We start from the raw sequence: 12,935 nt of genomic DNA, 5'->3' as shown, positions 1-12,935 counted from the left end.
GCTTAAAAAGAGGGTGTGGAGAGCAGGATTTATCCCTGGAATGACCTTTATACGTGCATACGTGCTTATTATCGCATTTACATTATTTTCTTACTTGGGCTCACCACAGTAAATCAGCTTTGGCAAAAAGACAATAGGCTGATTACGTACTGACTTTTTTATTGCCCGTTCGTTCCGTAGCTTTGATACCCATCTCTCTTAATCGTTTACTTGTAACGCTTTATGTTAGCTAAAACCTTCGGCGGTGCCGTTTATGGTGTTAATGCCAGTCTCATTACCATTGAAGTGGTTGTTGCCCAGGGGTTGCATTTTCATCTGGTTGGTCTGCCCGACAGCGCCGTAAAGGAAAGCGAGCAGCGTGTCGAAGCGTCGCTGAAATTCTTTGGCTACCGAATGCCCCGCCAGAAAGTTGTGGTTAATCTGGCACCTGCCGACATCCGTAAAGAAGGTTCCGCGTATGATTTGCCGATTGCGCTCTGCGTGTTGCAGGCATCAGAACAGATCACGACAACCCGGAACCTCGAAGACTACGTGATCATGGGTGAACTGGCGCTGGATGGCACGTTACGTCCCATTAAAGGCGTGTTGCCCATTGCTATCGAAGCCCGTAAACAAGGCTATAAAGGCTTCGTGCTACCGACCGAAAATGCGCAGGAAGCGGCCATCGTCAATCAACTGGATGTGATTGCTGTATCGACTATGCAGGACGCGGTTGAGTTTTTTGAGGGCAAAAAAGATATTGAGCCGTTGGTGAGCGATACGCGCGATCTGTTTATGACGCAAATCAATGCCTATGATGCGGACTTCTCGCACGTTCAGGGCCAGGAGAACATTAAGCGGGCGATGGAAATTGCGGCCGCTGGTGGCCATAATGTGATCATGATTGGGCCGCCTGGCGCCGGTAAAACCATGTTGGCCAAACGTTTGCCGAGTATACTTCCTCCATTGACTTTACAAGAAGCATTAGAGACAACAAAGATTCATTCGGTGGCGGGGAAGCTTGGGAAAAAGGCTAACCTGATCGCTACGAGGCCTTACCGAAGCCCGCACCACACAATTTCTGACGCGGCACTTGTCGGCGGTGGAAGTTTTCCCCAGCCGGGTGAAATCTCACTGGCGCATAACGGCGTTCTGTTTCTGGACGAACTGCCCGAGTTTAAACGCTCGGCACTGGAGGTGATGCGTCAGCCACTGGAAGATCGGAAAGTGAGTATCTCGCGGGCAAAATGGGCCGTCGAGTTTCCCGCTAGTTTTCAGCTCATTGCCAGCATGAACCCTTGTCCATGTGGTTACTATAATCACCCCGAAAAAGAGTGCGTTTGCGGAGCGGGCGTCGTTCAGAAGTATCTGGCCAAAATCAGTGGGCCACTGCTCGACCGAATTGATTTGCACGTAGAAGTAACGCCCGTATCGTTCGACCAGATGACGGCAAATCGTCCATCAGAAACCAGCGAAGCCATTCGGGAGCGGGTTATACGAGCACGAGAGCGCCAGACGGCCCGTTTTGCCGATCAGCCGGGGATTTATTCCAATGCCATGATGCCCTCGCAACTGGTGAAAGAGATTTGTATCATCAGCGATGCCGGACGTGCTTTACTCAAAACCGCGATGGAGCGACTGGGCCTTTCGGCCCGCGCTTATGACCGCATTCTAAAAGTGTCGCGCACGATTGCCGACTTAGCCGCTACCGACGAAATACGTATTGAGCACCTCGCCGAAGCCATTCAATACCGGAGTCTAGACCGGGAGAACTGGGCGGGATAGAAATTTATAAACTACGTTTCACTGAGCTTCAATACTCATGCGTCGGCTACCGGCTACCAGCTCTAATTTTACGATGGCCCGATCCTTTTTTGCTATATAATGCGTGGTTCGGGAATCGGGAGAAAGATCATCGGTCACCTGAACAGCGTAGCACGGTATTTTCTGGCCATTTTTATCCGTCAACATTGTCTCTTTAACATCTGTGACTCGAGCGAACAGAAGCCCATGCTGGCGTGGATTGAAGTCGTAAATAGGTATAGTTGCCTGATAGCCGGCCTTCAACGGCAGAAATCGGATTAAGTGCGGATAGATATTTGAATCAAAATAAGGTTCACTCATCTGATCGTTTACAAGGGTAACTATTCCATCTTTCTGATTCTTGTAATAGCCCTCAATTCGCTGCCCATTGAACGCCAGAACCATGTTGCGCTGCCCATTAAACGAAGAATGATAAATGGGTGCCATTGTTTTTTGCAGCGCAACCGTCGTATCGACCCAGGTTCCTGGTGCTCCTTTCATGGCAATTTGTTGAACGATAAGCACTTTGTCGCCCTGAAAACCCGGCTGAATGGTAGTCGTGATAGTCGCTAACTCGCGTTTGGCGGAATCCTGCCACATATACCAGTTACTATTCTGTTTTTCGGTCGTTACTACGTAGTTAGCAAGCAGCGTTGTCGACGGCACTAGCTTGGCTTGAGCCAGGCCTTGATGGTGAATACCCAGCACACTTAAGAGAAGTAGACCAGTATTTTGTAGTTTCATTTTGAGATAGTTTTTTAGTGGGCGTAAAAAAATGAATAGGGGAGAGCCGAAAGGGATTTTCTGTTCTTGTCTTAATCCCTCTCTTCCCATTACTCTTCTCCTGCTTTATTTATTCCGTTCTTAGCGATTTCACGGGATTCATCAGGGCAGCTTTAACGGATTGGAAACTGACCGTCAAGAGGGCAATGCCCGCAGCCAGGAATCCGGCCAGGGCGAAAACCCACCACTCCATGTCAATTTTGTAGGCAAAATCCTGTAGCCATTTATCCATTGCATACCACGCAATGGGCGACGCGATGACACTAGCAATTAGCACTAATTTTAAGAAATCTTGGGCAAGTAACGTAACGATGCCCAATATACTTGCACCCAGTACCTTTCTGATCCCGATTTCTTTCGTGCGCCGTTCGGTCGTGAACGCAACCAGGCCAAACAAACCCAGGCAGGAAACCAGCACGGTCAACCCGGCAAAACCATTAAAGATGGCAACCATCAATTGGTCTTTACGATACTGAGCGTCGAACGATTCATCCAGAAAAGTGTACTCAAACGGATAGTTTGGGTAATGCCGCTGCCAGATCGCTTTTACGACCGGCAGATGCACCGGTTTGATACGTAGCATCAGATTGCTGACGGGAGCCGTATTGTAGACAAGAACTTGTGGCTCAACCGGATTGTGCAGAGAACGGTAATTGAAATTTTTGACTACACCCACTACCTTGCCTTTGTGCCCGAAACCCCCAATCGCCTGCCCGACGCCCGTCTTCCAGCCCGCCAGTTTCATAAACGCTTCGTTGATCAAAAGGCCACCGTTCAGGTCGGCGGCTGATTGAGCAGATAGATTTCGCCCTTCTTTCAAGCGAATCGCGAGGAGTGGCAGAAACGTCTCATCGACAAACAGGTAGTTGCTCATGACTTCCCGTTTTTTGCCATTCGTCCGAAAACTCGTCGACGCCATTGGTAGCAATCCGTTCAACTGCAATCCCGATCCAAGGGTTACCGTATCGATTTCACTACGTTGTTTGAGGCTGTTCCCGAAGTAGGTATAACACGGAAAATCATCGTCCGCCTAGGAAGTACCTAAAAAATTTTTCGACAATAACGCACTGATAGGGAGATCGGTATTGCTGGGTACGTCGGCGATGACGCCCGTAATTTTGTATGGCTGTTTATTTATCTGAATGGATTGCCCCAACACATCGTGCCGACCAAAATACATAGTGGCGAAGCTTCCTGTGACAACGGTGCTGTTGGGGTCAGCTAGTGCCAGGGCCGGATTTCCAGCCCGGAATTGATAGTCAAACACCGAAAATACATTCTTGTCGGCATAGTACACATCCAGTTAACTGAGCAGCTTGTCTTTCGTGCGAACAATAGTCGATAGTGGCTGTAGCCGGATGGCCGTCTCGACTTCCGGATAATCCCGCTTGAGGATATCCGCCAGCAGCAACGGGCCGGACGCTATCGACAGGGGCGACTCCGGTGTTTTCATGGAGGTTGTTACCCGAACAATCCGCTCAGATTTGGGATGGAACGTATCGTAGGAAAACTCGTGGTTAACATATAGCACCATGACCAGGCAGGCCGTCAGCCCAATTGCCAGACCACCAACGTTTAGACTGTTGTATAGTTTGTTGTGCCAGAGATTTCGGAACGCTATTTTGATGTAGTTACATAGCATTGTTTAGTAGGGTTTATAGAAACAGGATGCTTGGTGTCGTCCACAAGTTGTGTTGTCGCTACGTAATTAAGAAAGTTTAACTTAAACCGGTTTTTACGCCTTATTGTGCTGGGAATCAATTTCTTGTTTTCTATAATTCGCCGGGTCAATAGTATCCGAATTGGTCAGATTATAGCCCGTAATCTGCACTTTGTAATGAGGTTAGCAACGCTTTCAATCAAGAAAGATATAGCACCAATACGTAACGTAATATCGACGGCGTGAAAATGGATGGACGGAATAGGTTAGGGCCATCACGCAAGCAACGAAAGCTGGTTTTACGCATCTTTAGATCAACAATTCCTTTCACCCTCCTTCCTATGCGTCCATTACTCCGATCCATCATCGTTCTTTCTTTGCTGACCCTCATTTCTGAAGGTCGTGCCGACGATCTCGATGACTTTATTAAGAAACAACTGCAAAAACGACACGTGCCGGGCCTGTCTATCGCCATCATTCAGGACGGCAAAATAGTGAAGGCCAAAAGTTACGGTTTCATTGACAAGAATAACTCTGCACCCGTCACCACGGCGACTCTGTTCCAGGCTGGGTCCATCAGCAAATCAGTCGCGGCTGTCGGTGCTTTGTATCTGGCCGAAACAGGTAAATTGTCACTGGATGAGGACGTGAATACCAAACTACGGACCTGGAAAGTCCCGGAAAATGAATTCACGAAAGAAAAGAAGGTGACCCTGCGCGGGCTACTGAGCCACACAACGGGGTTGACAGTACATGGCTTTCCTGGTTACGATGTAGCCAGTCCTATGCCATCGGTGGTGCAGATTCTCGACGGGTCTCCTCCAGCCAATACGTCGGCTGTTCGGGTCGATTTTGTTCCGGGTACCCGCTGGCGCTACTCGGGTGGTGGCTATACAGTCATGCAACAACTGATGCTGGACGTAACGGGCAAACCTTTCCCCCAGTTTATGCAGGAAACGGTGTTGGGACCAATGAACATGACGGAGAGTACCTACCAGCAACCACTTCCGGCTGAAAAAGCCAACATTACGGCTACGGGACATTATAGCGACCGACGTCTGGTGAAAGGGCGATGGCATATTTACCCCGAAATGGCGGCCGCCGGGCTCTGGACGACACCTTCCGATCTGGCTCGTTTTGCCATCGGCATTCAGCAGGCCTTCGCTGGAAAAGCTGGTTCGGTGCTGTCGCAGCAAATGACCCGGCAAATGCTTACGAATCAAAAGGATAACGATGGGTTGGGCGTGTTCCTGCAAGGCGAGGGACACGCGATGCGTTTTGGACATAATGGTCGGGATGAAGGTTTCGACGCCCTACTGACAGCCGGTATTGAGACCGGTCAGGGTGTGGCTATTATGATCAATGCCAACGATAACTCCCGGATGATGGGACAGATTGTGGACGCTGTTGCTAAGGAATACAAATGGGCTGGCTATACCGTGACGACGCCCACCAGGCGTACAGCCACCACGGTCAATGCAAAAAACCTCACCGCTTTTGAAGGCCGCTACGAACTTTATAACAACCGAATGATTGCCTTCAAAGCGAGCAAGGATCGGCTGTTTGCGCTGGTCGATGGCTTCGAGGACGAAGAATTTATACCCGAAACGGCGACACGCTTTGCCTCGGCGGATCGGGATGTGTACCTGGCCTTTAACCCCGACGCGAAGGGAGAGGTGAGTGAGTTAGTGTGGAAGGATGGCAAAGAGGAACGGAAAATACCGCGCATTGGGCCGCTCTTTCAAACAACGAAGCCGAAATCTGACCCTGACCCCACCCGCACCCACCAGATCGAAGCTGCGTTGAGGGCAATGGCCAAGGGCGGCAAAACCGTGGCAGATGCGCCGGGTATTACGCCGGGGGCACGTAAAGGTTTCGCTCAGGGTGCCGGTGGTTTACCGGATGTTAAATCCAGTACGTTCATCAATGCTGAAGATGTTAAAGGGCGTGGCATCGAACGGCATGAGGGTAAGGTAGATCAGGTATTGACCTACAAACTCGTATCCAATAACACGCCACAATACATACTCGTCTACCTGACGTCTGATGGACTGGTCACGGATTATGACGTAGTGAGTCAATAATATAACAGCCCAGGGTTCAACCCTGGGCTGTTATATTATTGATTAAACTGAATACTATTCAATTGAATGATACTGTCGTTCGGTTTATCGCGCTTCACAACTACCACATAAACATCATGTTTGCCCGTTATTGGCTTGTCAAATGTAGTAGTTACCTGCCCCGCCGTTTTCCAGTCACCCGTTGCTTTGTAGGTCGTTCGGCTAACCACGGGTGCCTGGTAGGAGTCGAGCCGCACTTCAATTTCGCCGTCTTTATTTAATGACGAATAGTCATACGTCAGCGATTTGATGGTTGTCAGGTCAATCCCTTTCAGCAGCACATACGATTTATGATTTCCGGCACCCAGCCGATTGCCAAACCGTGGGAAGCCCACGTACGCATCGGCGTTTAGTGTTTTAACCTGGGCATTACGTAGCGTTACGACGTCGGTGCTGGTGAGTGGCCCAACCACTTTACCTCCTTTGTCGGTGTAGGAAGCCAGCAGCGTATATTGGCCGCGTGGATCGTCGGCTTTGTGTTCGTTTAAGGCCAGATTCCCCTGCACCGGAATCGCTTTCTGATTACGGGAGTCGGTGAGCGAATAGATATATTTCACCATCTCCTGAGCGTCCTGAACCGGAATCTGTGGGTGGGCACTCATGAGGTGATCTTTGCTCCAGTTGCCGCCACCGCCTTCAATGATCTTTTTGGCCAGGCGTTCTACGCTACCCGCCTGGCCTTTGTAGCGTTCGGCAACAGCCAGAAACGTTGGCCCAACCGATGGTTTGTCAATCGTGTGGCAGGCTTTACAGTCACTGCTGGCAATCAGGGTTTTGCCTAACGAACCATTGCCGATAGAGGCTACATCCTGATGCCCAATCTGTGGAGTTGCCGTTGATGGACTGCCTGCCTGCGCGCTGTATTCATAGAAAACCTTAATGCGTTTGGGGTCAATCTTTGTGTCTTCTTTGTCCGTCACTTTTACGGCATAGCTAAACGGTTTGTTTCCCCAGAAGAATGACTTGTTGCCAGGCGTCGTGATTGCGACTTCCGGCTTGGCGTTCCCCACTTTTACCACGATGGTATCCATCCCCACCAGTCCCGTTTGATCAGTCACTTTCAGGATGGCATTGTAGATGCCGGGCTTGGTGTAGGTATACGTAGCGTTGGGTTTGGTGTCGCCTACGGTTTTGCCATCGAACAGCCATTGATACGTTAATTTATCGTCATCATCCAGGTCTGTACCACGTCCACCGAATTTCACCCGCAGGGGCGCCTGCCCAAACGCTTCATGGATCACGGGCGCGTTACGTCCGTCAGATGTCAGGTAGGAGCGGGCGCTGAACTGGGCCGCTGCGACAGAATCAATGACCATGGCCTTGACAATGGGCGCCCGATTGCCGGTATTGTATTCGATTTTTACGAGCCGGGCGTCGTCGTTGTCAGCCCCGTACACGGAGCCATATTCGAGCATATACATGATTCCGTCCTTGCTGAACGCCAGATCAATAGGGCGTCGGAAATCGCCACTTGCCGACATAAACGGCTCGGTACGAAGGTAATTGTCATCTTTATCGACCTTGATCGCTAGCACCCAGTTACGCATCCAGTCGAAAATGAATAGGGAACCGTCGTAATATTCCGGGAATTTGTTTTTGGACGATGAGTTTTTGTCGTACGTATAAAACTGCCCCGCCATCGCACTACGTCCGCCCTGACCCAGTTCCGGGAATTCTTTGGACGCTGCGTACGGATACCAGATCATGGCCGGATTGGTGGGCGGCAGATTTTTTAGACCCGTATTTTTGGGCGAGTTGTTCACCGGCGCTTTGGGATCGAAATGTGGCCCTACTACGTTCGTTGCAAAATCGAGATCACCATAGGGCTGACTATTCCCGACAAACAGCGGCCAGCCAAAATTACCGGCTTTTTTTGCCTGATTGAACTCATCGTAGCCTCGTGGCCCTAACGTGCTGCTATCTTTTCCGGCGTCTGGCCCGATTTCACCCCAATACAACACGGAGCTTTTCGGGTTCACGGCAATGCGGTAGGCATTCCGTAAGCCCATCGTGTAGATTTCCGGTAGCGTCTGGGCCGTGCCTTTGGGAAACAGGTTCCCGTCCGGAATGGTATACGTACCGTCAGGTTGCGGATGAATACGCAGAATTTTTCCCCGGAAATCGTTGGTATTGGCCGCCGTTCCCCGCGCATCAGCCGCCAGATGATCAGGCCGGGCATCAATTGGCGCATAGCCATTGGAGGGGAAAGGATTCGTGTGGTCGCCCGTGGAGAGGTACAAATTTTCCTCTTTATCGAACGTGAGCGAGCCGCCATGGTGCGACCCTGGTTCAAATAGACTCGGCACTTTCAGCAGTATTTTCTCGGATGCCACGTCGAGCGTGTTATCGTCCTTGACAACAAAGCGCGAGAGGTTATAGAAGGGATCTTTTTCGACGTCAGGCGAATAATAAATGTACAGAAAATGGTTGGTCGAGAATTTGGGATCAAGCGTTATTCCCTGCACGCCGTGCCCCTGCTTGGTAGGGACGGTGAACTTGTGCACCAGTTGGTGCTTATTCGTTTTGGCGTTATAAACTGACAAATTGCCACTACGTTCCGTGAAGAACACCCGGCCATCGTCGGCCACGGCTACCTCCATTGGTTCGTTCAGGTCATTGACCAGAACCGTTTTAACAAACCGATTCTCTTCGGGCATCACCACCGCATATGACTTGCTGTAGTCGAGTGGCTTGCCGGTTCCCATCGCCCATTTCAGACCGCCCCATACGTGCTGCACGAACAAGGGTTCGCTGAAACTCGCGTCTTCATGGCCACCACCGGTATAGAACGCCCGACCGCCATCGAATTCATGATACCAGGCAATGGGATGATTGCTGCCGTTGGTGCCGCCGTCGTAGGTGTTTTCGTCCAGGTTGGCCAGTACGTTCAGGTCTGAATAGAGCGAGCGATAATTATACCATTCGTCGGTACGTTCCCAGCGGTCGGGGAGGTGCGCGGTAGAAATGTGTTTTTTGTCAAGGACCTCAACCGTCGCTTTGCGGACGTTGGAGTTACTGGGGTGGCTGGAAAAATAACCCCCCATCAGCTTGTTGTACCAGGGCCAGTCGTACTCGGTATCGGCGGCAGCGTGAATGCCCATGTAGCCGCCACCTGCCTGTATGTATCGTTCAAAAGCCGCTTGCTGAACTTGATTCAGTACGTTTCCGGTCGTACTTAGAAAGACTACCGCCTGGTAATGCTTCAGGCTGTCGTCGTTGAAGTAAGCCGCATTTTTGGTGGTATCGACCCGGAAATTATTTTCCCGACCGAGTTTCTGAATGGCGGCAATCCCAAACGGAATCGACGTATGTTTCCAGCCCTTGGTCTTCGAAAAAACCAGCACTCGTGCCGACGTTGGTGTTGGTTGAGCGACTGCCTTTTGCGTACTAAGGCAGGCAAATAAGCTGAGCGCAATGCCTGCGATGCCAAACAGGCGGAGCCAGTACGTACTAGATGTTGGTGACATAAGAAAACGAAAGTTGAGTAGCTGTTTTTGAGGAGCGTACGATTGCTTAATAAGTCATTTTGCTGAATAAACTACCTAATACACCGTCAAATCATGGAAAAGTAGTACGCTGTTCGCACTTTAAATAAACTTATTGACTACAGAGGTACGGAGAACACAGCGTTTTGATTTTTCTTTGTGTCTTCAGAGCCTCCGCGCTCAATTCCTCTGCTTATGCATCGTCGTCACTTTATCCAGCAATCGGCCGTGGGTGCCGGTTTAGCACTAGCCAGTCAGCCATTATGGGCCATACCCACAACCGCTTTTCCCGTGGTTCGAACGGCGGTGGGGAAACGGAAATTCACCAGTGCCTTCGTCGAGCAGACGATTGAGCGGATGCACAAAACCATTCGCGACCCGGAACTGGCCTGGCTCTTCGAAAACTGTTTTCCCAACACACTCGATACGACCGTTCAGTTTACCCTCACCAATGACCAGCCTGATACGTTCGTCATAACGGGTGATATTGACGCCATGTGGCTGCGGGATAGCACAGCGCAGGTGTGGCCGTACCTGCCGTTGATCAAGGAAGATCCGACATTACGGCAATTGATTGCGGGTGTTATCCGGCGGCAGGCGCAGTGCATTCGGTGGGACCCGTATGCAAATGCCTTTTATTCGGATCAGACCAAGGAAGGCGAATGGAAAAGCGATAAAACGACCATGAAGCCGGGCCTTCACGAACGTAAATGGGAGTTGGATTCACTCTGTTATCCCATCCGGCTCGCGTATCACTATTTGAAAACGACAGGCGATACCAGCCCGTTCGATGCCGATTGGCTACAGGCGATGCAGTTGGTCCTGAAAACCTGTCAGGAGCAGCAGCGAAAAACCAGCCGGGGTCCCTACAAATTCAGTCGCGAAACTGCCTGGTCGACTGATACGGTGCCGGGCGATGGATATGGAAATCCAACCCGACCCATTGGGCTGATTCACAGTATTTTTCGGCCCTCCGACGATGCAACGGTATTTCCGTTTTATGTGCCGTCGAACTGGTTTGCTGTCGTCTCATTTCGGCAGCTGGCGGCTATGCTCGATCAGCTTTTTCCCAGTCCCAAAGCCGAACTGCCAACGTTTTCAAGCGAGTGCCGGGCGCTGGCCAATGAAGTGGAAGCTGCCCTGAAAAAGTACGCCATCTATACGCATCCGGTATACGGCAGAATCTACGCGCTGGAGGTGGACGGTTACGGAAATTATTTGCTTCAGGACGATGCGAACGTACCGAATCTGCTCGCGCTGCCGTATCTGGGCGCCATGCCTGCCGCCGACCCGATTTACCGGGCGACCCGACGATTTGTGCTCAGTCCCGACAATCCCTATTTTTTCAAAGGGAAAGCCGCCGAAGGTGTCGGGAGTCCGCATACGTTGATCAATAATATCTGGACGATGAGCCTGACCATGCGGGCGCTCACCTCAACCGACGATCAGGAAATTCTGGCCCAATTGCGTCAATTGAAGCAAACCCACGCGGGTACGGGCTTCATGCATGAGTCGTTCGACAAAGACGATCCGGCTAAATTCACCCGTAAATGGTTTGCCTGGGCGAATACACTCTTCGGCGAACTCGTTCTAAAAGTAGCTAACGAACGCCCGTATTTGCTGAGTAAAGAGATATAGTCCGGCAGCGGACTTTCTGTTATCGGGTTGAACGAGTTAGCTGCCAGGTTCCCGTGGCCTGTCCGCCGTCTGATTTCCAGGTTCCTTTTAGCGTTGAATTTGTGTAGGAGCCCGTAAAGCTTACTTCATCGTTTTCAGCAGGGTCTACATACGTAGCACTGAGTTGACCGTTTTGCCAGGTAATCGTTTTTAGGTCGGTCGTTTGTTGATTACCATTGTCGGCTATCATCGTCACCTGCCCCGTTAGCTTTTTGTTGCCAGCCTGATTAAGAGTTAATTCGAATTTTCCCGAAGCGTCGCCTGAATACGTACCAGCCCACTTCCCCGCGACGGTCGTGTCACTTTTAGAGGATGACGTCTGGGCTCTGGTTGTCTGGAACGTAACAACGAGCAAGATGATAGCGGAAAGTAGGACTTTGATTGTCATAACGACTAATTTTTAGGGTTTGCTATAAGAGGTAGCTACGTCGCAAAACGTTGCATAGACCTGAAATTTTAGCTTTCAGGCCAACGGAATCTGAGCTTTAGCGGCTTGATTGACAACGTATTGGCGCGCTTCGTCATACTCTTCGGCTGTGCGCAAATGCTCAAGCATAAAGGGAACTTCCTGCGGCAGGGACGTAACATTGCGTAGATACGTAGCGTAATCGAGTTGTCCCCGGCCCGGCATGGTTTCGGCAAAATGGCCGTCTTTGCCGTAGATATCTTTCGCGTGCGACGACACAATCCAGCGGCCCAACTTCTGAAACGTTTCGTTAATAAGGGCCGTATTGGTATAGAAACGCGTTGGGGTATTGATGATGTTGGCCATGTCGACGTGGGCGCCAAAGGCCGGTCGGTCGATTGCTTTAATAAACTTCAAATACGAATCCGGCCCATCGGGTAAGCTCCAGCCCATCATTTCCAGCGCAAACTTGGCTCGTTTAGGTTTTACCGCGTCGATCACTTTACGGCAGTTTTCGACCGTCGCATCGAAATACTCCTTGCTGATATCGCGGGCATCGGGGCCGTCCCATTTGGTAGGATTGTATGATCCCCCAATATCGACACAGGTCAGCGCGCCCACGGCCTCGGCCAAGGCCAGGCGCTCGGTTACGTAGGTCAGATTTTTTCGACGCTTTTCCGCATCCTGATCCAGCATATTTACCCAGGCACCCACTTCGGCAAGAATTACATTCTGAGCCGCAAACGCCTTTCGAATGGCGTCAATTTTGGTGGTGTCTTTCAGATCGACGGCGGGCACGTAGGCCGAGCTGTAGCCCAATCGCCGGTGTTCCCGCGCTAATTCGTCCGGATCGTCGCTTTTGAGGAAAATAGGGCCGCCCAGTCGCAGCGGCTTCTGCGCCAGCCGAAAGGCCGGAAGCGACGGCATGAACAGACTTCCTGCTAAAATAGTCGATGACTGCAAAAAACAGCGACGAGCAATGGATTTCATTGGAATGGACGGTTGTGAATTGTCAGTTA

At 50.8% G+C, this 12,935-nt stretch carries 7 protein-coding genes and 1 pseudogene; 3 read left to right on the top strand and 5 right to left on the bottom strand.

Annotated features, from left to right (window positions below):
• Nucleotides 1–222: 222 nt before the first annotated feature.
• On the top strand, nucleotides 223–1,764 hold the full coding sequence (locus ACYVEA_RS06740; protein WP_461112596.1) for a YifB family Mg chelatase-like AAA ATPase: 1,542 nt from the start codon (nucleotides 223–225) through the stop codon (nucleotides 1,762–1,764).
• 18 nt (nucleotides 1,765–1,782) lie between these two features.
• On the opposite strand, the gene ACYVEA_RS06735 is transcribed toward ACYVEA_RS06740, so the two are convergent.
• Both ACYVEA_RS06735 and ACYVEA_RS06730 read right to left on the bottom strand, forming a co-directional pair.
• On the bottom strand, nucleotides 1,783–2,526 hold the full coding sequence (locus ACYVEA_RS06735) for a DUF3108 domain-containing protein (protein ID WP_461112595.1): 744 nt from the start codon (nucleotides 2,524–2,526) through the stop codon (nucleotides 1,783–1,785).
• Between the two features lie 109 nt (nucleotides 2,527–2,635).
• Nucleotides 2,636–4,051: pseudogene (locus ACYVEA_RS06730) on the bottom strand (ABC transporter permease); the annotation flags it as partial.
• 515 nt (nucleotides 4,052–4,566) lie between these two features.
• Between ACYVEA_RS06730 and ACYVEA_RS06725 the strand changes: the two are divergent.
• A complete protein-coding gene (locus ACYVEA_RS06725; RefSeq protein ID WP_461112594.1) occupies nucleotides 4,567–6,309 on the top strand; it encodes a serine hydrolase domain-containing protein in 1,743 nt (580 codons plus the stop codon).
• A gap of 35 nt (nucleotides 6,310–6,344) precedes the next feature.
• Here ACYVEA_RS06725 and ACYVEA_RS06720 read toward each other — a convergent pair whose 3' ends face one another.
• Nucleotides 6,345–9,815, bottom strand: a complete 3,471-nt coding sequence (locus ACYVEA_RS06720; protein ID WP_461112593.1) for a ThuA domain-containing protein — start codon at nucleotides 9,813–9,815, stop codon at nucleotides 6,345–6,347.
• A gap of 213 nt (nucleotides 9,816–10,028) precedes the next feature.
• Between ACYVEA_RS06720 and ACYVEA_RS06715 the strand changes: the two genes are divergently transcribed.
• Nucleotides 10,029–11,471 (top strand): glycoside hydrolase family 125 protein, encoded by a 1,443-nt coding sequence (locus tag ACYVEA_RS06715; protein WP_461112592.1) that lies wholly within the window; start codon nucleotides 10,029–10,031, stop codon nucleotides 11,469–11,471.
• Nucleotides 11,472–11,490: 19 nt separating this feature from the next.
• Here ACYVEA_RS06715 and ACYVEA_RS06710 read toward each other — a convergent pair whose 3' ends face one another.
• Entirely contained in the window at nucleotides 11,491–11,898 is a 408-nt protein-coding gene (locus ACYVEA_RS06710; RefSeq protein WP_461112591.1) for a hypothetical protein, read from the bottom strand.
• Between the two features lie 75 nt (nucleotides 11,899–11,973).
• Nucleotides 11,974–12,906, bottom strand: a complete 933-nt coding sequence (locus ACYVEA_RS06705; RefSeq protein WP_461112590.1) for a sugar phosphate isomerase/epimerase family protein — start codon at nucleotides 12,904–12,906, stop codon at nucleotides 11,974–11,976.
• Nucleotides 12,907–12,935: the final 29 nt, after the last annotated feature.

Source organism: Spirosoma jeollabukense, assembly GCF_054777855.1.
This window is presented reverse-complemented; position numbering and strand designations above follow the sequence as displayed.